The 22,754-nt window shown below is 61.4% G+C and carries 20 protein-coding genes; 10 read left to right on the top strand and 10 right to left on the bottom strand.

The features are described 5' to 3' along the window. Nucleotides 1-105: 105 nt before the first annotated feature. The 3 genes from ACL2XQ_RS00695 to fhuD all read right to left on the bottom strand — a co-directional run bounded on the left by ACL2XQ_RS00695 (nucleotide 106) and on the right by fhuD (nucleotide 5,536). Nucleotides 106-2,385, bottom strand: a complete 2,280-nt coding sequence (locus tag ACL2XQ_RS00695) for a TonB-dependent receptor (protein ID WP_413721876.1) — start codon at nucleotides 2,383-2,385, stop codon at nucleotides 106-108. A 284-nt stretch (nucleotides 2,386-2,669) separates the two neighbouring features. Next, nucleotides 2,670-4,643: a Fe(3+)-hydroxamate ABC transporter permease FhuB gene (gene fhuB / locus ACL2XQ_RS00690; RefSeq protein ID WP_413739929.1), complete on the bottom strand. Its 1,974-nt coding sequence runs from the start codon at nucleotides 4,641-4,643 to the stop codon at nucleotides 2,670-2,672. After that, nucleotides 4,640-5,536, bottom strand: coding sequence for a Fe(3+)-hydroxamate ABC transporter substrate-binding protein FhuD (gene fhuD / locus ACL2XQ_RS00685; RefSeq protein ID WP_413727353.1), 897 nt, complete (start codon nucleotides 5,534-5,536; stop codon nucleotides 4,640-4,642). The genes fhuB and fhuD overlap by 4 nt, the downstream gene beginning before the upstream one ends. Nucleotides 5,537-5,674: 138 nt before the next feature. Here fhuD and fhuF point away from each other — a divergent pair, with 138 nt between their 5' ends. Then, on the top strand, nucleotides 5,675-6,421 hold the full coding sequence (gene fhuF / locus ACL2XQ_RS00680) for a siderophore-iron reductase FhuF (RefSeq protein WP_413729068.1): 747 nt from the start codon (nucleotides 5,675-5,677) through the stop codon (nucleotides 6,419-6,421). A gap of 136 nt (nucleotides 6,422-6,557) precedes the next feature. On the opposite strand, the gene ACL2XQ_RS00675 is transcribed toward fhuF, so the two are convergent. Next, entirely contained in the window at nucleotides 6,558-7,253 is a 696-nt protein-coding gene (locus tag ACL2XQ_RS00675; RefSeq protein WP_410012569.1) for a creatininase family protein, read from the bottom strand. Further along, the gene (locus ACL2XQ_RS00670) at nucleotides 7,250-8,236 is read right to left on the bottom strand and encodes a GntR family transcriptional regulator (RefSeq protein WP_410012570.1); all 987 of its coding nucleotides are present in this window, start codon (nucleotides 8,234-8,236) and stop codon (nucleotides 7,250-7,252) included. Before ACL2XQ_RS00670 ends, ACL2XQ_RS00675 begins: the two co-directional genes overlap by 4 nt. A 248-nt stretch (nucleotides 8,237-8,484) precedes the next feature. Between ACL2XQ_RS00670 and ACL2XQ_RS00665 the strand changes: the two genes are divergently transcribed. From ACL2XQ_RS00665 to ACL2XQ_RS00640, 6 genes are all read left to right on the top strand, one after another. Continuing rightward, complete coding sequence (locus ACL2XQ_RS00665) at nucleotides 8,485-10,080, top strand: ABC transporter substrate-binding protein (RefSeq protein WP_410012571.1); 1,596 nt, start codon at nucleotides 8,485-8,487, stop codon at nucleotides 10,078-10,080. A 47-nt stretch (nucleotides 10,081-10,127) separates the two neighbouring features. Beyond that, entirely contained in the window at nucleotides 10,128-11,066 is a 939-nt protein-coding gene (locus ACL2XQ_RS00660; protein WP_410012572.1) for an ABC transporter permease, read from the top strand. Then, the gene (locus ACL2XQ_RS00655; protein ID WP_413721870.1) at nucleotides 11,063-11,914 is read left to right on the top strand and encodes an ABC transporter permease; all 852 of its coding nucleotides are present in this window, start codon (nucleotides 11,063-11,065) and stop codon (nucleotides 11,912-11,914) included. The genes ACL2XQ_RS00660 and ACL2XQ_RS00655 overlap by 4 nt, the downstream gene beginning before the upstream one ends. A 15-nt stretch (nucleotides 11,915-11,929) precedes the next feature. Beyond that, entirely contained in the window at nucleotides 11,930-12,970 is a 1,041-nt protein-coding gene (locus ACL2XQ_RS00650) for an ABC transporter ATP-binding protein (protein WP_410012574.1), read from the top strand. Then, nucleotides 12,970-13,968 (top strand): ABC transporter ATP-binding protein, encoded by a 999-nt coding sequence (locus ACL2XQ_RS00645; RefSeq protein ID WP_413727357.1) that lies wholly within the window; start codon nucleotides 12,970-12,972, stop codon nucleotides 13,966-13,968. The genes ACL2XQ_RS00650 and ACL2XQ_RS00645 overlap by 1 nt, the downstream gene beginning before the upstream one ends. Nucleotides 13,969-14,208: 240 nt before the next feature. Then, nucleotides 14,209-14,991, top strand: coding sequence for a DeoR/GlpR family DNA-binding transcription regulator (locus ACL2XQ_RS00640; RefSeq protein ID WP_413727358.1), 783 nt, complete (start codon nucleotides 14,209-14,211; stop codon nucleotides 14,989-14,991). Here ACL2XQ_RS00640 and ACL2XQ_RS00635 read toward each other — a convergent pair. After that, nucleotides 14,984-15,745, bottom strand: coding sequence for an SDR family NAD(P)-dependent oxidoreductase (locus ACL2XQ_RS00635; RefSeq protein ID WP_413739928.1), 762 nt, complete (start codon nucleotides 15,743-15,745; stop codon nucleotides 14,984-14,986). The genes ACL2XQ_RS00640 and ACL2XQ_RS00635 overlap by 8 nt on opposite strands. Nucleotides 15,746-15,869: 124 nt before the next feature. On the opposite strand from ACL2XQ_RS00635, the gene ACL2XQ_RS00630 reads away from it, so the two are divergent. From ACL2XQ_RS00630 to ACL2XQ_RS00620, 3 genes are all read left to right on the top strand, one after another. After that, nucleotides 15,870-16,784, top strand: coding sequence for a LysR family transcriptional regulator (locus tag ACL2XQ_RS00630; protein ID WP_410012578.1), 915 nt, complete (start codon nucleotides 15,870-15,872; stop codon nucleotides 16,782-16,784). Between the two features lie 211 nt (nucleotides 16,785-16,995). Continuing rightward, complete coding sequence (locus ACL2XQ_RS00625; RefSeq protein ID WP_413739927.1) at nucleotides 16,996-17,208, top strand: hypothetical protein; 213 nt, start codon at nucleotides 16,996-16,998, stop codon at nucleotides 17,206-17,208. Nucleotides 17,209-17,264: 56 nt separating this feature from the next. Further along, complete coding sequence (locus ACL2XQ_RS00620; protein WP_410012580.1) at nucleotides 17,265-17,798, top strand: helix-turn-helix transcriptional regulator; 534 nt, start codon at nucleotides 17,265-17,267, stop codon at nucleotides 17,796-17,798. A 54-nt stretch (nucleotides 17,799-17,852) separates the two neighbouring features. Here ACL2XQ_RS00620 and ACL2XQ_RS00615 read toward each other — a convergent pair whose 3' ends face one another. The 4 genes from ACL2XQ_RS00615 to ACL2XQ_RS00600 form a co-directional block, all read right to left on the bottom strand. Continuing rightward, nucleotides 17,853-18,677, bottom strand: coding sequence for an alpha/beta fold hydrolase (locus tag ACL2XQ_RS00615; RefSeq protein ID WP_413739926.1), 825 nt, complete (start codon nucleotides 18,675-18,677; stop codon nucleotides 17,853-17,855). Nucleotides 18,678-18,764: 87 nt separating this feature from the next. Then, nucleotides 18,765-20,393 carry an MFS transporter gene (locus ACL2XQ_RS00610; RefSeq protein ID WP_413721866.1) on the bottom strand — a complete coding sequence of 543 codons (1,629 nt, stop codon included), beginning with the start codon at nucleotides 20,391-20,393 and terminating at the stop codon, nucleotides 18,765-18,767. Next, the gene (locus ACL2XQ_RS00605; protein ID WP_410012583.1) at nucleotides 20,390-20,806 is read right to left on the bottom strand and encodes a DoxX family protein; all 417 of its coding nucleotides are present in this window, start codon (nucleotides 20,804-20,806) and stop codon (nucleotides 20,390-20,392) included. The genes ACL2XQ_RS00610 and ACL2XQ_RS00605 overlap by 4 nt, the downstream gene beginning before the upstream one ends. 2 nt (nucleotides 20,807-20,808) lie before the next feature. Then, nucleotides 20,809-22,680 carry an amidohydrolase gene (locus ACL2XQ_RS00600; RefSeq protein WP_413721865.1) on the bottom strand — a complete coding sequence of 624 codons (1,872 nt, stop codon included), beginning with the start codon at nucleotides 22,678-22,680 and terminating at the stop codon, nucleotides 20,809-20,811. Nucleotides 22,681-22,754 lie beyond the last annotated feature (74 nt).

The raw sequence follows: 22,754 nt of genomic DNA, 5'->3' as shown, positions 1-22,754 counted from the left end.
GCGTGACGCATCTAACGGCGGATATGTCGTCAAAGGCGGCGCAAATACCAGAAAAAAAACCGCAACGGCCGGGGCCGGTGCGGTTTTTTTATGCCCGGCGCGTTATCAGAAGTCGACCGTCATGGACACTTTCGCTTGGCGCGGGTCGCCCTGGGTCAGGTAACCGCCGGTGGCCGAAGCCCAATACTTCTCGTTGGTGACGTTTTCCACGCCGGCACGCCAGATAATATTGTTTTTCGGCAGGTTCATATTGTAGCGCAGGCCCAGGTCCAGGCGGTTCCAGCTATCCACCTTCAGGTTGTTGGCCGAATCGGCATACTGCGAGCCGGTATGAATCACCTTGCCGGTGGCGGTAATGCCGGTCAGGCCGGGAATATCCCATTCGCCGCCCAGCACCATCTGGTAGCGCGGGATACCGATGGCGTCATTGCCGTCGTAAGTGCCGTCTTGGGTCTTGGTCATTTCCGGGTCCATCCAGGCCATGCTGCCGTTTAAGCGCACGCCGTAGATCGGTTCGCCAAAGACGTTCAGCTCCAGGCCTCGGTTACGCACCTCGCCGCTGTTGTTGAACGAATAGCTGTCGGCGCCGTTGCGGGTATACACGCCGACCGGTTTCTTGATTTCAAACAGCGCCACCGAACCGGCGACGCGGCCATAGTCCGCCTTGATCCCCACTTCGTTTTGCTTGGAGGTCTGGATGCCGGCCACCTGCCCGCCGTTGGTTACCAGATCGCCGTTATAGGTCAGGCCCGCGCTATCACCGGCCTGCAACGCTTCGATATGGTTGGCGTACAGCGAAATATGATCCCAGGGTTTAACCACCAGGCCGAAGGCCGGGGTCACCTTGGTTTCATCGAACTGGCTGCTTTGCTCGCCGGTGTAGGCGTAATTGGCCACCACTACGTTTTGGCGCCGGGCGCCGGCGGTCAGCTGCACTTTGTCATCCAGTACCGACATGGTGTCGGCGATGGCGATACCGTTGTTGCGCACCCGGTTGAAGACGCCCGGATCGCCCATATGACCGCCGGTATAGAGGTTTTCCTCCGGCCTGTCGGAATAGTGCGGATCGTAGATATTATTGGTTATCGTCGCGCCTGACATGGTGTAGGCGGTGCTCACCTTACGGTTGAGGGTGGAGAAGCCGACATTGACGTTGTGTTTCACGAAGCCGGTATTGAATTTACCGCGAATCCCCGCCTGGCTGGCAAAACTGTCGGAAAAATACGGTACTGTCAGCCGGCTCATGGTGCCGTTGCCGTTATCATCGCTCAACGTCGGCGACGAGTAATCGCCGTTCTCATGATCGTGATTGGCGCCGACCGCGCCATAGAGGGTCCAGGAATCCGTCAGGTCATATTCTCCGCGCAGCATGCCGAACTCGTTTTCCGTATCGGTATAAGCCCATTTCTGGCTGTAGTTATTCGTCGCGGAAGGCGCGTCGGGAATCTTGGTGGCGTTGCCCAGGTAGACCACCGAACGGCCGCCATGTACCGTCTGTTTACTGGCGCCCAGATCAAGCGAGGTGCGAAAACGATCGCCCCGGTAATCCAGGCCGATGGAGGCCATGGTCAGGCGGCGTTTTTCATCATCAATGGCGCTGCCGCCTTCGCGGTGCGCCGCGTTGATGCGCACGCCGAACTGGTTGTTATCGCCATAACGACGGGCGATATCGACCCCGCCGCCCACCTGGGATTTGGAGGTATAATCCAGGGAAACGCGGTTAAGCGGTTCATCGCCGGCGCGTTTGGGCTCGACGTTTACCGTACCGCCGACCCCGGTGCCGCCGGGCGGCACGCCGTTGAGGAATGCGCTGGATCCCTTCAGTAATTCGATACGTTCGGCAAACTCGGTGGGCAATATCTGGCGCGGCAATATGCCGTACAAACCGCCGTAGGAGATATCGTCGCCATTAAGGGTAAATCCCCGCACCACGAAGTTTTCCGCATAGTTGCCGTACCCGTAGCCGCGTTGCACCGAGGCATCGTTATTCAGCACATCCGCCAGCGTGCGCGCCTGCTGATCCTGGATAAGCTTCGACGTGAACCCGACGACGCTGAAGGGCACATTACTGGCGTCCTGCTGCCCCAAAAATCCCACCCGGCCGCCGTTGGCGATCTGGCCATCCATATACGCCGGCACCAGTTGATCGCCGCCCGGACGGAAGTTGGTCTCCGGCGCGGCCACCACGGTAATGGTATCACCCTTGCCCGCGGCCGTATTGGCGGCAGGCGTGGCGGCGGTAGACGCGGCGGCGTTAGCAGCGCTGGATGCGGCGGCGGCGTTGGCGGGTAACGCCATCGCGCCGCAGCACGCGCCGATAACCACGGCCAGCAGACGTGGAGAGGACGTGATTCGCCCTACGGGAGAAAAATCGGCAGTACGCATGTGCAGAAAACCCTTGCTGAATAATAATGAGAATGATTCTTATGAGAGTTCAGGATTATGCAAGAGGATGCATTATTTGCAAGACAATATTTTAGATATTAGTAATTCTTTTGTCTTAAATTAACAAATCTCATGCGTCGACGGGTATTTGCCCGGTATTCCCCTGTAACACGCGGGGGAATACCGGGCTATGAACCGTTCCGAGGCCAGGCGCACCGGTCTGTTAACCGGTCCGCCGGCGTGGTGTGTAAATAGATTAGCGCGCCTGATGCCAGGGTAATACATCAGCCGGCCTGCCGGCGCAGTAAATAGATAAAATAGGGCGCGCCGAAGAAGGTGGCCAATAGCCCGGCGGGAATTTGATAAGGGAAAATAATAAATCGGCCGCACCAATCGGCGATCATCATCAGCACGCCGCCCAGCAGGCAGGCCGCCAGCATCTGTGGCATGGGACGGCGAAATCCGGTCAGCCGGGCCATATGCGGCGCCATCAGGCCGATAAAACTGAGCGGGCCAACGTTCAGGGTGGCGGTGGCAATCAACCCGGCGGCCAGCAATAGAATGGCCATACGCGCCGGTTTTAACGCCACGCCCGCCGCGCGCGCGGTGGCGCCGCCCAGCGGCAGCAGGTCCAGCCAGCGGCGCAACAGGGGCGCCGCCGCCAGCAGTACCACGGCGATAACGGCGGTGCGTATGGCCTGGGCGCCGCTGACCTTGTAGGTGGAGCCGGATAGCCAGGTCAGCACCGATGACATGCGCGGATCGCCGCTGACCAGCAGCAGGGTAAGCAAGGTGGTGAACAGCGTGCTCAGCGCTATGCCCACCAGCAGCAAACGCCCGCTGGAAAACCCGCCGCGCTGCGAGAGCGCGATAATCAGCAGCAGCGTCAGGGCCGCCCCCAGGCTACCGGCCGGCAGCAGCCAGGCAAACGCGTCGTCCGGGACCAGCAGCAACAGCAGCACCACGCCAAAGGCCGCGCCGGAACTGATGCCCAGCACTTCCGGGCTGGCCATCGGGTTGCCGGTCATTTTCTGAATCAGGGTGCCCGCCGCCGCCAGCATGGCGCCGGCCGCGCCGGCCGCCAGCACGCGCGGCCAGCGCCAGCGCCACATCTCCTGTAGCGACCAATACCAGCCATGATTATCGCGTCCCAGCGTCAGCGCCACGGCGGCGACCAGGACCAGCAGCGCAACCCCTGCCAGTACGGCCGGCGGCGTCATCCGCCGCTCCGGCCTGAGCGTCTGGGCGTTATCCGCGGCCATGGCGCGGGTCTCCCTGAGCCTGGGCAACAGCCATAGCAACAGGGGGGCGCCGATCAGGGCGGTGGCGGCGCCGGTGGGGATTTCCCGCCACAGCCGGGCCAGCAGGATCATCAGCTGATCGCTGAGCAGCAGCAGCAGCGCGCCCAGCAGGCAGGAAAACCCTAAACGGGGCAGCAGGCGCCTGGCCCCGAGCATCCGCGCCAGCAGCGGCGCGAACAGGCCGATAAAACCAATAATGCCGGCGGCGTTGACCAGAAAGGCGCTTAACACGATCGCCACGCCGATGCCGCCGACGCGCGCGGCGATAAGGCCCAGGCCCAGGTTGCGCGCCACGCCGTCATCCAATCCCATCAGCATCAGCGGTCGCAGCATCAGCAATATCAGCAGCAGGCCGACGGCCAGCCGGGGCAGCAGGAACTGTACCCTGCTCCAATCCTGCTGGTTGAGCATGCCGCTGCTCCAGAGAAAAAGGGTTTGCAGCCGCTCATAGTTAAGCAGCGCCAGCAGGCTTTTGGCCGCCCCGCAGTAAAGCCCCAGGACCAATCCCGCCAGAATCAGGGTGACCGGCGACAACCGGCGCCCCCAGGAAACGCCGAACACCAGGCCGCCCACCGCCAGCGCGCCGGCTATCGTCGCCAGTTGGCGGGTCGCCTCGTCGCCCGGCAACGCCAGGAGGGTCGCCACCGTGAGCCCCAGTTGCGCGCCCGCCGACACCCCGAGCGTGGTGGGTTCGGCCAGCGGATTGCGCAGTATTTGCTGGAACACCACCCCCACCAGCCCCAGCCCGGCGCCCACCAGCAGCGAGAGCGCGGTGCGCGGCAGCAGGCTGTAGTGAAACAGCATTTGATCAATACTGCCGGTATCGGGATGGCACGCCGCCCGCCACCATAAACCGGGCGCGAGCTGAAGGGTTAAATTAAATACCGCAAGCGACAGCGCGGCAAGCGACAACGCCAGGACCAATGCGGCGGATAAGCGCGGAACGCGTTTACTCATGCCCGTGGCTCCATCGCCTGCCCGAGCATCCGGCAAAAGCGCATGGCGGCAAGGGTGGCGCCGAAAAACCACACCGCGGGCAGCACCCGCAGCTGTTTTTCCCGGACAAAAGGCAGCGTTTGCCAAAGCGTAGAACCGGCCACTTCCGCCAGGGGATCCTGGGCGCCGCGATGAAAACACAGCGCCCTGACGCCCCGGAACTGCGCCAGCCGCTCAAGGCCCACCGTTGCGCTGCCCCAAACATTTTCCTCGCCGTCCCAGGCGTTCGCCACCCCCACCCGATCCAGCACATCCTGGAGCAGGCTGTTTTTGCCGATAACCATGATGCGGCGGCTGTCGATAAAGGAAAACAGCAAGACGGGGGGAAGCGGAAGGGATCCAGACGCCAGCCGCTGCCGGGTCTGGTCCAGTTGCCGGTCGAGATCGGCCATATGCCGTTGCGCCCGATCCGGCATCCCCAGGCGCCCGGCCAGGGCGACGATATCCTGGCGGGCCACGGCCAAAGGCCTATCGCCTTGCCGGCTAAAACGGAAGGTCATGGTGGGCGCAATGGACGCGACGCTTGCAGGCGCCGGGCCAAAGCCCTCCGATAGCAGGATCAGCGAAGGCGCCAGGCGCTGCATCGCCTCCATATTCGGTTCGTTGCGCAACCCCACGTCCAGCACCGACGGCGGCAGCGCCGGCTCCGCCACCCAGCTGCGGTAATTCGGCGCGTCGGCAATGGCCATCGGCGTCACGCCAAGGGCCAGCAGCAGCTCCGCCGGGCGCCACTCCAGCGCGATAATACGTGCCGCATCGGGTATGGGCGCGGCGGCGGCGCGGCGGGAAAACCACCAGGGCAACACGGCCATCGCCTGTAAAAGACGTCGGCGATAGGCATCATGAGTCTGCATAAATTTTAAATATTAATAGTTATCATTCTGATTTTGATCGCCTATTATGCGCATTCGGAGAGAGACCGCAAGCCGCCCGCCTGCCGGAAGCTCTTTGCCTTGTCCTTAATCAATAGTCCCGATCGATACAGGAAGCGTATGAAGCCTGACGCAGCAGCACCCACCCCCGGATGCGCCATTGATATCAACGGCAGTTTTCTCTTCTCCGTTCCCAGCGGCGGAACGGGCTATTCGGCGGCGGATTTATGCGCGCCGGAAACGGCGCTGGCGCTACTGGAGCCGTTCCTGAGGCTGAACGAAGGGGGTGACCGGGCGGCGGTGATCTCCATGTGGTCGCAGTGGTATTTTGCCCTGCTGCTGGCGCCCTGGACAAGGATCGCGCTGCTGCATGACTGGCGGCTGCCGGCGGATCCGCGCGCGATTCAGTTTACCCAGGGAGCGCAATCCGCCGTGCCGGAAAAATTTATCCTGGCCGATCGCGGCGCAAAAATCGCCGGCGGCGTCGCCATCCCCGCCCTGTTCGGGCAGCTGCTGGAGACGCATGTGCTGCCGGTTTGCCGGACCTTCGGCCAGTTGGCCGGCATCAGGCCGGGCCTGTTCTGGAACAACGCCGCCATCCGCGTCGCCCACGGCATCGATATGGCCGCGGAACAAGGCGCCGATACCGGGGAAGCCAGGGCGTTTCTCGCCACCAAAACCCTGACGGACGGCGCGCCCAACCGGCTGTATCAGCCGGTACGGGTGGTGGAGCACGACGCCGGCCCGAAAATCATCCGCCGGCTGTGCTGCCTGCGCTATAAGCTCAGCGGCCTGGAATATTGCCCGAGCTGCCCGCTGTTGGTGGCGCAAGAGCGTAAATGCCGGCATCGGGAACAGCAGGGCTAAGCGTTCGCCACTGCGGGCATGACGCCGGGCAAGACGTATTTCTCCGCGCCCCAGGCCTCGCACCGGCGGCCGCTCGCGCCGCGGGTACTCCCGCCGCATAAACGGCTCCCCGCACGGTGCCTTGCCCGGGCGGCGATCAGAGCAGTTCCATCACGCGCCGGGTTTCTTCGACACCCACCTGCCAGAGGGCCAGCATCTCCTCGTCGGCGCGCTGATAATACCCGCCGTAGTTGCCGTCGCCCAGCATCGCGCGGGCCTTGGCCGGATTGAGCTTGCGAAAGCCGACCAGATCGAGCATCGGTTTTTGCCGGTCCGGCTGGGCGACGCCCGCCAGCCGGGTCCAGGGGAAATTTTCCATCCATGAGGCATGCGAGGCCACCGGATCGGTTTGCTGTACCTTTGCCCAGGTGAGCGGCGCGCACCACCAGTTATGCAGCTGTACCATCACCTCGGGATTGGCCACCATCCATTCGCTGATAATATGCTGCGCCGGCATATTGCCGCCGTGGCCGTTAACCAGCAGGACGCGCTTAAAGCCCTGCCGTTTCAGATTATCGAGAATATCGTACAGCAGCCGGAGGTAAGTGCCGACCCGCAGGCTGATGGTGCCGGGAAAATCGCTGAACGCCGGCGTCATGCCGAAAGGCATTACCGGGAATACCGGTATGCCCAGCGGCTCGGCCGCCTCGACGGCGACCTTTTCGGCCAGGATGGAATCCACCGACAGGCTGAGAAACGCATGCTGCTCCGTACTGCCCAGCGGCACCACCACCCGATCGTCCCGGCCCAGGTATTCTTCCAGCTGCTGCCAATTCATTTCACTGATTTTCATGATATTTCCTTCAATCCGGTCACGGAGGGCACATCCGGCGTCAGCAGCGGCATCACCACACGCCTGATATCGCCGCTGTCAGGAATATGCCGGTATTCAAACGCCTGTTGGCCGGGAGATAAGGCGTCCTGTAACGCCTCGGCGCCGGTGGCGTAGACCAGCACATCGGCATGCGCCAGATAGCGGTTCAGTTCAGGGTCGTCCCGATGCACCACAGTAATGGACTGCACATGCGGGGCGAAGCGCTGCACCCCGGTTTTCATCAGCGCGGTAAACTCCGGGAAGATCGACACCACCAGCACCCTGGCAAGGGGATCAAGCGACGCCAGCGCCCGCCGGGTCTGCTCGGAGGGGATAAAGCTGATATTAATGACCCGCATACCGGGCAGCAGGCTCATCACCTCGCGCCGGCGGTGGGCAAAGGTCAGGATCAGATCGGCGCTGTGCGCCTGCTCGCGCGCGCGGTTATCGGCGGTCAGTATCGACAGCGTCGTCGCGTCCAGCTGCGCGCCGTCGCCCAGGGTGCCGGCGATAATCTGCGCATAATCGCGGGCGGACTCGATAAAATTACCCACCACCAGCACCGTTTTGGTCCTGGCGCGCCGCTGGCGGTGATGGAACCGGTTGGTGACCAGGGCGGCGAGGTCGGCCGCCGATAAAGACAGGTCCTGCGCCCGATCGATCAAGGCGTCGATGTGCTGATGCAGATCGGTCAACCGCTTGTCGCTGTGGCGCAGGACCTGGGCGGCGTCGGCGATAAAGGTACCGGAGCCGGGCTTGCTGTAGATCAGTTCAGCCTGTTTCAACTCGCGATAAACCTGCGCCACGGTCATCGGCGCCACGCCGACCCGCTCGGCCATGTCGCGCACCGAGGGCAATTTATCCCCCGGCTTCAGCGCGCCGAAGGTGATGGCATACTCCACCAGCCCCCGCAACTGCATCCCCAACGGGAGCGACAATGTTCTATCAAGTTGGAAATCCACAAGGCGCCCATTAATGCGTGCTAATTTACTAATACACTATCGTTATAAGCTTAGCTAACGCAAGCACAGCGGGCATATTTTCCTATTCAACGGGCTATAGCATTTTCCTATGACAAAATAATGCCTTTTTTACTGCCTTTTATTGACATTAAACGATCATTGCTTCAAATATCGTACTACTGCATTAGAACAGTGACGCGGGATTTTCCGGCGGGGATCATTTTCCAAGCGATAAGGGGATGGGCACAATGAAGGTTATGCATCGGATAACGTTAATCGCCTTGCTGACGGCGGGCGCGCTACCACTGGCCCACGCCTGGGCGGCGGATACCGTGCAGCGCGGCGGCACGCTGGTCTATGGCCGCTATAGCGATAGTTCGTTCCTGGAACCGGTATTGAATGAAAACAATACCGATATCTGGATCCTGTCGAATCTGTATGACACGCTCCTGTTTCCCACCGCCGACGGCAAAGGCATCGAACCGGGCCTGGCGGACAAATGGAATATCGCCGCCGACGGCAAAAGCGTCAGCCTGACCCTGCGCGATAATATCAAGTTCTCCGATGGATCGCCGATTACCGCAGAAGATGTTAAATGGTCGCTGGAACGCGCCAGCAAGCCCGGCAACGGGGTATGGCAATTTATGGTCGATTCCATCGCCAGCGTCTCCATTGACGGCGCCAACGCCATTACCCTGCATCTGAAACACCCGGACCCGGCCATCCTCAGCGCCCTGACGGCGTTTAATACCTCCATCATGCCGAAAAAGCAGTTCGAGGCGACGCCGGGCGCCACCGACCAGCAAAAAGCGGAAGCTTTCGCCGAGCATCCGGTGGGGTCCGGCCCCTATGTGCTGAAATCCTGGCAGCATAACGCCACCATGACCCTGGTGCGCAACCCGTATTACTGGCGCAACGGCGCCGACGGCAAGCCGCTGCCCTATCTCGACGGCATTACCTTCGAGATCGTCCCGGACGACGCCACGCGCATCCTGAAGTTACAGTCGGGCGAGCTGGACGCCACCGAGTTTATCCCGTATTCGCGCGTCAACGAATTGAAGGCCAATCCGGCCATTGATATGAAACTGTTTCCCTCCACCCGGGTGGAATACGTCAGCCTGAACGTGCGCCCGCAGTACCAGGGCGCGGCCAATCCGCTGGCCAATGAAAAGGTGCGCCAGGCGCTGAACTACGCCACCGATAAGCAAGGCATTATCCAACTGGTGACCTATGGCATCGGCACGCCGATGACGTCTTATATTTCCAGCGGCACGCCGGGGCACGTAGGCGACAAACCGCTCTATCCGGTGGATACGGCCAAGGCCAAACAGCTGCTGGATCAGGCCGGTTTCGCCAGCGGTTTCAGCGCCAATATCATGGTGCTGGCCGGCAATGAGGACGAAATCAGCATCGCCACCGCCCTGCAGCAGATGTGGGCGCAGGTGGGCGTTAAACTCACCATCACCCAGGTGGACCACGCCACGGAAACCGACCGCTATCGCAAGGGCGATTTCGGCATGCGCTTATCTACCTGGACCGATGATATTGCCGATCCCAATGAAATCACCTCTTACTTCGCTTATTCGAAAAATATCCAGGCGGTGCATTCGGGCTGGAAAAACGATCGGGTAGACCAGCTGTTTGAGCAATCCCAGCAGGAAATCGATGCGCAAAAACGCGCGGCCGATTATCAACAGATCCAGGCGATCTTTAACGCCCAGGGGCCGATCGTGCCGCTGTATGAAAGCCCTTATCCGGTGGCGTTGAATAAGACGGTGCACGGCTTTGTGCAGATTCCGCTGGGCAATAACCTGTTTGCCGAAACCTACCTGACGCGCAAATAACGTCGACGCAGGTTAACGGCCGGAACCTGGAACAGGAGAAGAGAGGGGTGTCAGAGTTTGCCTATATCGTTAAACGTATTTTGCTGATTATCCCCACGTTGCTGGTGATCCTGGTGGTGACTTTCGCCATTGTACGGCTGCTGCCGGGCGATCCCGCCAGCGCCATGATTGGCGATCGCAGCACCGAGGCCGACGTGGCGAGGATCAACGCACAGCTGGGACTGGACAAACCGCTGCCGGTGCAATTTTTCTTTTTTGCCCGCCAGGTGCTGACCGGCAACCTGGGCGACTCCTATGTGCTGCACAGCCCGGTGACCAGGGTGATTGCCGAGCGCCTGCCGGTCAGCCTGATGCTGACCGCCATGGCCGGCCTGTTCGCGCTGCTGATGGCGATTCCGCTGGCCTTTGTCTCGGCGCTTAAGCGCAATAGCGCCGCCGATATGACTATCCGCGGTTCTTTCCAGGTGACGCTGTCCATGCCGTCGTTTTATATCGGTCTGGTGTTGCTGACGGTGTTTTCCGCCCATCTGCACTGGTTTCCGGTGGGCGGCTACGGCGCCACTTTCACGGATAAGCTGTACCATCTGTTCCTGCCGTCGATGACCCTGGCCCTGAGCCTGGCGGCAGTGCTTATCAATAACCTGCGCACGTCTATTATCGCGGTGCTGGACGCGGAATACATTACCTTTGCCCGCGCCAAGGGGCTGAAAAACCGAGTGATTATGCTGCGCCATGTGATGCGTAATTCGCTTATCCCCACCGTCAGTCTGTTTGCCCTTAATATCGGCACCATTATCGGCAGCGCGGTGATCACCGAAACGGTGTTTGCCGTGCCCGGCATCTGCCGCCTGATGGTCGACAGCATCTTCAGCCGCGACTACCCCATGGTCCAGGGACTGGTCATCGTGCTGTCGGTAATGGTGTCGCTTATTTTCCTGGTGACCGATATCGTCCAGGTCATGATCGACCCGAGGAGAGCGCGATGACGGTCCATCCGGCGCCATCAATGCCGGCCCGTACCTGGCGGCGGCATATCCCCTGGCCACTGCTGACCACGGCCATCATCCTGTTGTTCAGCCTGGCCGCCGGTTTTTTCCCGCAGCTGATCGCCCCCTACGATCCGCTGGCGTTCGATTACCGCGCCATCCTGAAACCGCCCGGCCCGCATCACCTGTTCGGCACCGATAATTTTGGCCGCGATATTTTTTCACGTGTTATCTACGCCTATCGGGTGGATTTGCAAATCGCCCTGTTTACCACGCTGTTCCCCATGGTTTTCGGCACGCTGGTCGGGCTATTGGTGGGTTTTTACGGCGGCTGGGCGGAAACGCTGTTCCAGCGGGTGGTGGACGCGGTGATCACGTTCCCGCTGCTGGTGCTGGTGATAGCCATCGTGGCAATCCTCGGCCCGGGCCTGGGCAGCATGTATGTGGCGGTCGGCATTATCTATTGGGTGTTCTATGCCCGGCTGATCGCCGGTGAAGTCAGTATCCAGAAACGCCTGGACTATATTGCCGCCGGCCAGGTGATGGGGTATAGCCGGCCGCGCATTATTTTCCGACATTTGTTGCCCAACGTCATGACCACCACCCTGGTGTACTGGATGACCGATATGGCGCTGGCTATTTTGCTCGGCTCCAGCCTGGGCTATCTCGGCCTGGGGGCGCAGCCGCCCACCGCGGAGTGGGGAGTATTAATCGCCGCCGGCAAGAATTTTATGGATACCGCCTGGTGGATCACTATTTTCCCCGGCCTGGCCATCGTGCTTACCGGACTGGGATTCAGCCTGCTGGGCGATGTGCTGGCCGAACGGCTCCGGCCCGGACACCGCTGATGAGGGAGGTCGAGAATGCATGCCACGACAGCGCCAGGCCCTGAATTACCAGGCAAGGCGCCGGGCGCGCCGGGTGACGATACCCTGCGGGTCAGCAACCTGAACACCGTTATCCATACCCCGCGCGGGATGATAAAGGCCATCCAGGATATCAGTTTTGAACTGCGGCCCGGCGAAATACTCGGGCTGGTGGGCGAATCCGGTTCGGGCAAAAGCGTGACGCTGCGTTCCCTGCTGCGCCTTATGCCCGGATCGGCCCAGGTTAGCGGTTCAGTGACCTGGCGGGGACGGGAACTCATCGACGCCGCGCCGCAAGAATTGCAACGCATCCGCGGCGGCGATATCGCCATGATCTTCCAGGAACCGATGATCGCCCTCAATCCGGTGTTAACGGTACACCGGCAAATTGACGAGACGCTGCGCGCCCATACGCGGCTTAACGGTCGCCAGCGGCTGGCGCGCACCGTTGAACTGCTTAACCAGGTCGGCATTCCCGATGCCCGGCGCCGGCTGGAAAACTACCCCCACGAGTTTTCCGGCGGCATGCGCCAGCGGGTGATGATTGCCATCGCGCTGGCGGGAGAACCCAGCCTGCTGCTGGCGGATGAGCCGACCACCGCGCTGGACGTCACCATCCAGCAGCAAATCCTTAATCTGCTGCTGTCCCTGCGGGACAGGCTGCATATGGGCATTATTTTCGTCACCCACGATCTGGGGGTGGTGGCGCAGCTGTGCGATCGGGTGGCGGTGATGTACGCCGGCCGCATCGTGGAATCGGGCGAGGTGGGTGCGGTGTTTGCAACGCCACGCCACCCCTATACCCAGGGTTTGATGGGCTCGGTGCCGCGGGTCGGCGTGGAACGCACGCCGCTGCTCTCCATCGAGGGCACGCCGCCCTCGCTGTTGGACCCGCCGCCGGGCTGCAGCTTTAACCCGCGCTGCGCGTACGCCACGGATCTGTGCCGCCAGCAGGTACCGCCGCTGCTGTCCCTGGCGGACCACCGGGGCGTGGCCTGCCACCATTATCAACATCTGGTCAAAACGCGGAGCCTGTGATGAACGGATTAACCCCGGCGGACGAACAACCGATTATCTGCGTCGAGGACGCACAGGTGCGTTTTGCGGTAAAACAATCGCTTTGGCACCGGTTGCAGGGGCACCCGCCCCAGTTTATCCAGGCGCTTAACGGCGTCAGGCTGGAATTACAGCGGGGTGAAACCCTGGGGGTGGTGGGCGAATCGGGTTGCGGCAAATCAACGCTGGCGCGGGCGCTGGTGGGCCTGCTGGCGGCCGATGACGGCCGTATCCGCTTTAAAGGCCAGGATATCGCCGCGCTGCGCGGCAAGGGAAGGCGCGATTTCAACCGCCAGGTGCAGATGATCTTCCAGGACCCGTATGGCTCGCTTAACCCGCGCATGACGGTGGGACAGGTATTGCGCGAGGCGCTCTCGGTACACAGGATGTGCCCGCGCGCCGCGATCCCGGCGCGCATCATGGCGCTGCTCGAACTGGTACGCCTGCCCGCCGACGCGGTGGATAAGCTGCCCCATGAATTTTCCGGCGGCCAGCGCCAGCGCATCGGCATTGCCCGGGCGCTGGCGGTGGCGCCGGAAGTGCTGGTGGCGGACGAACTGGTGTCGGCGCTGGATGTCTCGGTACAGGCGCAAGTGGTGAACCTGCTGCTGGATTTACAGCAAAAGCTGGCGCTGACGGTGCTGTTTGTCGCCCATGACCTGCGGCTGGTACGGCATATTTCCCATCGCGTGGCGGTGATGTATCTGGGTGAAGTCATTGAAACCGGCGCGACGGAGGTCCTGTACCGGCAGCCGCTGCATCCCTATACCCAGGCGCTGCTGCGCGCGGCGCCCGGCATGGATCCGGCCAACCGCGTCGCCACGGTCAGCCTGGCCGGCGAGTTGCCAAGCCCCCTGTCGCCGCCCCCGGGCTGCCGTTTCCATACCCGCTGCCCCTATGTCACGGACCGCTGCCGCGCGGAACATCCCATCCTGCGCGCCAAACCTTCCGGGCAGCAGGTGGCCTGCCATTTGGCCTGAGGAATTTTTTTTGTCACTATATAACTGAATTAATTGAAAATATTGGCAATCAGGCGCGGCCATATTGACCACGCCGACCGGCGCGGGCATAAGGCAGCAAACCCTACCGGCTATCTTGCTGGTTAGATGACGGGGACAAAAGCGCGGCGTTTGATATTGGCTGGACAGCTAAAGCCAACTCTGACAGCATGGCGATATCCATAAAATCAGCCGTGCCATTGGCTTAACTGAACGGGCGCTATGAAGGGACAAAGTCGTTTAGATCAGATTATGGAATACCTTAAAAGCCATAATCTGGTCACCGTGGAACAACTGGTCGAGGCGATAACCGCCTCCCCCGCGACCATTCGCCGCGATTTAATCAAACTTGATGAGCAGGGCGTTATCAGCCGTACCCACGGCGGCGTCACGCTCAACCGTTTTATCCCCGCGCAGCCGACCACCAACGAAAAACAGCAGCGCAACCTGCTGGAGAAACAGGCCATCGCCGAACTGGCGGCGCAATGCGTGCGGCCCGGCGACGCCGTCGTGCTGGATGCGGGCACCACCATGCTGGAACTGGCGCGCCATCTGACCCATCTGCCGTTGCGGGTTATCACCTCGGATTTGCATATCGCGCTGTTCTTATCGGAATTCAAGCAAATCGAGGTGACGATTACCGGCGGACGTATTGATGACAGCAGCCAGTCCTGCATCGGCGACCACGGCCGCCAGCTGCTGCAGAAAATCTATCCGGACGTGGCCTTTATCAGTTGCAACTCCTGGAGCCTGGAAAAGGGCGTGACCACGCCGACAGAGGATAAAGCGGCGCTCAAACGGGATCTCGCCGCCCATGCCGGACGGCGTATCCTGCTGGCGGACAGCAGTAAATACGGCGCTTACTCGCTGTTCTGCGCCATGCCCCTGGCGGACTTAACCGACATCATCACCGACGACAAACTCCCGCCGCCGGTCATGGCGGAACTGCGCCGGCTGCCCTGCGCCCTGCAGCTGGCGGACAGCGCGGCCCGGCGCGTCAGATAAACATGCCGCCGGAGGCTTCGATACGCTGGCCGGTCATCCAATGAGTACCCTCGGCAAGCAGGGCGGCCACCGCGCCGCCGATATCGTCGGGCAGGCCCGCCCGGCCCAGGGCGGTGTTGGCGGCGATAAGCTGATTGACCTGCTGGTTATCGCGCACTATCCCACCGCCGAAGTCCGTTTCTATCGCCCCGGGAGCCAGGGCATTTACGCTGATGCCCCTGCCGCCCAATTCTTTGGCCTGATAGCGGGTCAACACCTCAAGGCCGCCTTTCATGGTGGCGTACGCGGCGGCGGCCGTCGAGGCGGTGAAACGCGTCAGGCCGGTGGAAATATTCAGGATGCGCCCGCCGTCGGCTATCAGCGGCAGCAGTTTTTGCGTCAGGAAAAACGGGCCTTTCAAATGAATCCTGAACAGCTCATCAAACTGCTGTTCGGTGGTGTCGGCGATAGCGGCATGCAGCCCGATGCCCGCATTGTTGACCAGATAATCAAACCGATCGCATTGAAACTCCTCGGCCAGGGTGCGGCCGACTTCAGCGGCGAATTCACTGAACCGGCTACTGTCGCCGACGTCCAGCTGCAGCATGACCGCCTTGCCGCCGGCCCGTTGAATCTCCGCCACCAGCGCCTGCGCTTCCTCGGCCCGGCTATGATAGGTGCCGATAATATCCACGCCCTTTGCCGCCAGGTGCAGAGCGGCGTTTTTGCCCAGTCCACGGCTGGCGCCGGTAATTAAAGCAATTTTGTGACTCATCTCGATGTGCTCCTGTGGGTAGGTAAATCTGTCGGTCTACAGCTTATTAGCCGGCGGGGTATAGATAAACCCGCAAAAAGCGGAAATACTGTTCGGTATGACAGGACAATAATCCGGACATACGATGGTCAACAAGCTTGAGCTGCTGCGCAGTTTTATTCGCGTCAGCGAACTGTCCAGTTTTACCCAGGCGGGCGAGAGCCTTGGCCTGCCTAAATCAACGGTATCGGAACATGTCCAGACCCTGGAAGCCCTGGTGGGCGCCAGGTTGCTGCATCGCACGACCCGCCGCGTCACGGCCACCCAGGACGGGCTGGCGCTGTATGAGCGCGGCAAGGATATGCTGGCGAACATGGATGAACTTGAGGGATTATTCCGTCAGGACGGCCTGGTGCTGGCCGGGCGATTGCGGGTGGATATGCCCGCCGGTATTGCCCGCGCCCTGGTATTGCCGCAATTGGGCGAATTTATGCAAAAATATCCCAACCTGCGCATTGAAATCAGCTGCACCGATCGCCGGGTGGATATCGTGCGCGAAGGTTTTGACTGCGTCCTGCGCATCGGCGAACTGACCGAGGCTTCCCTGGTCGCCCGGCGGCTGGGCCGGCTGCCCATGGTGAACTGCGCCAGTCCGTCTTACCTGGCGGCCTATGGCATACCCAGGACGCCGGCGGATCTGGCCGGCCATGTGCTGATCCATTATGTCTCCAGCCTGGGATCGCGCGCGGAGGGATTTGTTTACCGCCATCAGGGCAAGTACCTGAGCCAGGAGCTTCCCTCGCTGGTCACGGTGAACAATGTCGATGCCTATAACGCGGCCTGTCTCGGCGGCCTGGGTATTATCCAGGCGCCGGCCATCGGCCTGGAGGAGCATCTGGCCGCCGGACGACTGGTGGCGATCCTGCCCGACTGCCCCGCGCCGCCTATGGACGTTTCGCTGGTCTATGCCGATCGCCGTTATCTGCCCCAGCGCGCGCGGGTGTTTATGGACTGGCTGGCGGCACAGCTTGCGCCGCATATCAGCGCGCAGCGGCCATAGGCGCCACTGTGATAAACCGCTGGGCGGTGGCGGCCGTACCGCCCCGCCATTACCCCAGAATTTGCGGCGCCGCTCGCTAATCCACTGTTAAATAACCCGTTATGCTCTCTTCTTGCGAAAGATTTGTTACTCTCAGCCGGCAGGAGACTGCCATTCATCGTTGACAAGCGTCAACACGTCTATTACATTAACCCAAGCAATAGGGAGGGAGATGAAGGATCATCCCAACAAGCATATTCAGGCGGCGATTGAATATGCTCTCTCCAAAGGCTGGCGATTTCGCCATGGCAAAGGGCATGCGTTTGGCCGCCTGACCCGCGGCGTGCCCGGCCATGAAGAACATCAAATGAGTGTCTGGTCTACGCCCCGCAGCGCGGAAAACCATGCCAGGCAGCTTCGCCGCAAGATCAATCACTGCCGGTAACATGGCCACATGCTTTATTACGCAAAGGCGGGTCTCCGCCTTTAATCGAGGTGACAATGGCATTGTACAATTTTGCGCTTACCCTCTCCGGCGTAACCGCAGAGACCAAAGGACTGGAAGACCGGCTGTTCGAGAGCGGCTGCGATGACGCCCTGGTGTGTTTTTATGGTAAATCCGTGTACCTGGAATTCGATCGCGACAGCGCGTCTTTCGCCCAGGCGGTGTTAAGCGCCATCGGTGATATCGAATCGGCGGATTTGGGCGCCAGGGTCATCTCGGTGGATGCCAACCTGGTTGGTTTAAGCGATATCGCCGAGCTGTCGGATATGTCGCGGCAGGCGGTTGCCATGCTCAAGGACGGCACCCGCGGCAGCGGCGATTTCCCCTCGCCGGTGCAAAGGATCAAAGGCGTCTCGCCGTTATGGCGCTGGGCCGACGTGGCCGAATGGCTCGCGGCAAAAGGAAAGCTACACCCTGATATCGCCGTCAACGCCCGGCAGCTCGATATTATCAATATGGCCCTGCAACTGCGCGAAACCAAGCAGCGCAAGCAAATCGGCGATTATCTGGCCCTATTGGAAGCGTCCTGATCCATAACCTATCAGGACGCGGCGCAGCCTGCCTATTCACAGGGCCGGGATGGCTTAATCCTGCTGTATAAAGGCCAACAAATCCTGATTCAATCGGTCTTTATGGGTAAAACACAGGGCATGGGGGGCGCCGGGATACACTTTCAGGATGGCCGACGGGATTGCCGCCGCCGCAAGTTTACCCGTGGCCGCAAAAGGCACCACCTGATCGTCATCGCCATGGATGACCAGGGTCGGCAATGAAAATGCCGGCATATCCTGGCGAAAATCCGTTTCCGAGAACGCGGTGACGCAGTCCAGGGTGCCTTTAATGGAGGCCAGCAGGGCGATATTCAGCGTTTGGGTGAGGATGCCGGCCGAAACCTTGCTATCGGGGCGATTGGTACCGTGGAACACCGTGCTGAAATCGCTTAAAAACTGCGGCCGGTCGGCGGCCAGGCCCGCTTTTATGCCATCGAAGACCGATTTATCCACGCCTTCGGGATGATCGGCGGTTTTGATAAACAACGGGGTTACCGCGCTTATCAGCACCGCCTTTGCCAACCGCCGGGTGCCGTGGCGGGCAATGTAGCGCGCGACTTCGCCGCCACCCATGGAAAACCCCACCAGCACCGCGTGCTGGATCTCCAGCTTTTGCAGCAGTTCCTCCAGATCATCGGCGAAGGTATCATAATCATAACCCTCCCAGGGCTGGCTGGAACGGCCGAAACCACGGCGATCGTAGGCAATCGCGCGATAACCTTTTGCCGCCAGGAACGTCATCTGGTATTCCCACATATCGGCATCCAGCGGCCAGCCGTGGACAAAGATCACCGGCTGTCCCTGCCCCCAGTCCTTGAAATAGATTTCTGTGCCGTCACGGGTCATAAAAGTAGTCATAGGTATACTCCTTACAGGGTGTGTGCGGGAAAACTGAAGGTGTGTACATCCCCGGATTCAGGACGTCATATCTGTTGCCGTAATGCGCTATTCAGGCGCCACCAGATGGCGCACCACCGGCGGCTGCTCGCCATGATGGAATGCGCGCACCCGATCCTGGATGCGTTTATCATTCACCGTGTGACGCTCATGCTGTCGCAGATGTTCAAGCCAGGAACCGACGACAAACACCTCGACACACTTGCCGGGAAACTCGATGTCCTCATACACCGCCCAGGTCAGCGCGCCGCCGCGCCGGCGGACGCGCCGCATTTCCTGGATCGCGCGCATAAAGGCGGGTATTTCCCCGGATTCAACCTGATACTCGACGCTTATCATCACCGGGCCCCGGTCATGCTCTATGGCGGACTCCGGCGCCAGGGGGTGATCCGTGGGTTCAAGGTTTAAATCGGGATCTTGGTTTAACCGCCAGCGCAGGGCGGTGGCGGTGCCCAATACCATGCCGATGGCGGCCACGGCCAGGGAGGTGGATATAGTCAGCTGCGACGCCAGCTTCCCCCAGACAGCGCTGCCGGCGGTCATGGAGCCGAAAAATACCGTCAGGTAAACGGCCAGGGCGCGCGCCTTTACCCAGCGCGCCGCGCTGCGCTGCGCGCCGACATTCAGGGTCGACAGCACGGTTATCCAGGCAAAACCGGTAAAAAACTGGATGCCGGCAAGCCACCAGAAATGGCGGACAAAAGCGAGCGCCAGCATGGTAAGCGCAAACAGCAGGCTGGCCAGTACCGTCAGGCTGTCGGGCGTCAGCTTTTTACGCAGCCCCGGCAGCAGGATGGCGCCGCAAATCGCGCCGATGCCGATGGCCGCCAGCAGCACGCCATATCCGCCTGGCCCCAGGCCCAATTCGCGTTGCGCCACCAGCGGCAATAATGCCCAGCCGGCGCTGCCGAAAAGGAAGAACGCCATGGCCCGCACCAGTACCGTGCGCAACACCGGCGCCGCATGGACATAACGCAGCCCCACGCGCATGGCGGAAAAAAAATGTTCGGGCGGCAGGCGCTGGATGGCGGTGTCGGTTTTCCAGCGGTACAGCACGACGATGACGCCCACCACCGACAGGGCATTCAGCATAAAGACCACCGCCGGACCGGAAAACGATAAAATCAGGCCGCCCAGGGCGGGGCCGATGGCGCGGCTGATATTGATGCCAAGCGAGTTCAGGGCGATGGCGGGCGCCAGATCCGCGCGCGGTATCAGATCCGGCACGATGGCCTGGAACGGCGGCGAGCTCATGGCGGCGCCGGTGCTTAGCAGGAACGCCGCGGCCAGCAGCAGGGGCGGCGTCATCTGGCCTGACAATGCCAGCAGCGCCATGGCCACCGCCACCGCCAGTACCCAGGCCTGCGAAAACAGCAGGTATTTGCGTCTGTCGACGATGTCGGCCATCACCCCCGAGGGCAGCGCAAACAGGAACATGGGCAGGCTGCCGGCGGCCTGGACCATAGCCACCATCAGCGGGTCGGAATTAAGGGTGAGCATCATCCAGCTGGTGCCCACATCACTCATCCAGGAACCGATATTGGAGGCCACCGTGGCAATCCACAACATACGGAAGACGCGCTGGCGCAGCGGGCTCCACGAGGAGGGCGGCGCGGCCGCCGCGCTGTCCCCGCCGGCGGCATCCTGATTGAAAACCTGTTTGTCCGATGTCGTCATAAGATACCTCCCCGCGCCGCCGGCCGCAGGCTCCAGCGGCCGGGACCGCATAACCCGATGGTGGTAAAGATAATCAGCAGCAGCCAGCCGAATTGTCCTTCCGCTACCGACCAGTCCGGATGAACCGCCAGCATGGCGATAAGCAATACCGCGATGATGGGCAGACAGGCCGCCCTGGCGGCCACGCCCAACGCGATAAACACCGGGCAGACCACTTCGGCGAAAATGGCGGCCCACAGGCTCAAGGACGCCCCCAGCCCAAAAGGATCCTCAATCCTGGTGAGCTCATCGGCGTAGTGCAGCACTTTAGGCGCGCCGTGTACGTACAACAGCATAAAACAGCCGGTCAGGCGCAGGAACAGCAGGCCCAGGTCGACCTGCGGGGTGAGGTAAAACCGCCCGGTGGTTTTCATGGTCAAAACGCAAAGCAGCTGCAGCCCAGCGCGCCCCAAAAACCGGCGTGATTGGCGACCGGCACCGAGGAACCGCGCGCGGCGTCATGGGCATGGCCGTGGACGCCGCAGGCACCGGCGCAGGCATGGGGCAACATCGGGGCGCGGGCGGCGGTCAGTTGGCGGTAATGTCCCGGCACCAGGGCGACGGGCGACCAGTCCGGCAGCACCGGAATTGCCGCCGGGCCGTGGGAGGTAAACTCGCCGTCCGCATACACGACTTTACCGCCGACGAGGGTCATCAGCGACGCGATGGATTTGATCTCATCCTCGTGCACGGCAAAAAAATCCGCGGTCAATACCGCCATATCGGCAAGCTGGCCGGCCTTGATCCGCCCTTTTTTATCCTGCTCGCCGGAGAACCAGGCGCTGCCGGCGGTCCACAGCTCAAGGGCAATATCACGGGGCAGACGATCCGCACTATCATAAAGTTTCATACCGCCGACGGTGCGGCCCGATACCAGCCAGTAGAGCGCGGTCCAGGGGTTATAGCTGGCCACGCGGGTGGCATCCGTGCCGCCGCCCACCGGCACGCCCATCGCCAGCATGCGCGCGATGGGCGGCGTATGGCTCGCCGCCGCCGCGCCGTAGCGATCGACAAAATATTCGCCCTGAAAAGCCATGCGGTGCTGGATGGCAATACCGCCGCCCAGGGCGCGCACCCGCTCGATATTGGGCGGCGTAATGGTTTCGCAGTGGTCAAATAACCAATGCAAGCCGTCGAAGGGGATCTCGCGATTCACCTTTTCAAACACGTCCAGCATGCGGCTGATGGATTCGTTATAAGTGGCGTGCAAACGGAAGGGCCAGCGATTGGAGACCAAATGCCGGACCACCTGCTCAAGTTCGTTCTCCATGCCGGCGGCCAAATCCGGCCTCGGCTCCAGGAAGTCCTCGAAATCGGCGGCGGAGAACACCAGCATTTCGCCCGCGCCGTTGTGCCGGTAAAAGTCATCCCCCTGCCCGGGCTTGACCATGGCGGTCCATTTTTGAAAATCCTCCAGCTCCGCGCCTTTACGCTGGGTAAACAAATTGTAGGCGATGCGCACCGTCAGCTGGCCTTCCCGCGCCAGTTGATCCACCACGTCATAATCCTCGGGGTAGTTCTGGAAACCGCCGCCGGCATCAATGGCGCTGGTGACGCCGAGCCGGTTGAGTTCGCGCATAAACTGCCGGGTGGAATTCACCTGGTACTCCAGCGGCAACGTCGGCCCTTTTGCCAGGGTGGCATACAGGATCATGGCGTTCGGGCGGGCTATCAGCATACCGGTGGGATTACCCGCCGCATCGCGCTGGATTTCGCCGCCCGGGGGATTGGGCGTCTCCCTGGTATAGCCGACGACCCGCAGCGCGGCGCGGTTAAGCAGCGCGCGATCGTAAAGATGCAGTACAAAGACCGGCGTATCCGGCGCCGCCGCATTAAGCTCGTCCAGGGTCGGCATCCGGCGCTCCGCAAACTGGAACTCGGTCCACCCGCCCACGACCCTGACCCACTGCGGATGTGGCGTGCGGTCCGCCTGCGCCTTTAACATCGCCAGGGCGTCGGACAATGACGGCACCCCTTCCCAGCGCAGTTCGAGGTTATAGTTCAGCCCGCCGCGGATCAGGTGAAGATGGGAGTCGTTCAGGCCGGGAACGACGGTACGCCCCCCCAGATCAATAACCTTGGTCTGCGTACCGCGGTAACGCATCGCCGACGCGGCGTCGCCGACGTCCAGGAATGTCCCCTTGCCGACGGCTACCGCGTCGGCAAGGGGATTTTGCCGGTCCAGGGTATGAAACCTTCCGTTCACCAGGATTAACTCGGCTGTCTCTGCTTTATCGGGCGAAACCATAAAACCTCCGGAACTGTGGGCAGCGCCAGGCTGCGGGCGGAAACGCGCACCGGGCGGTCAGGCGTGGTCGCGTT

Source organism: Sodalis sp. RH14, assembly GCF_047324285.1.
Taxonomy (GTDB): domain Bacteria; phylum Pseudomonadota; class Gammaproteobacteria; order Enterobacterales; family Enterobacteriaceae; genus Acerihabitans.
This window is presented reverse-complemented; position numbering and strand designations above follow the sequence as displayed.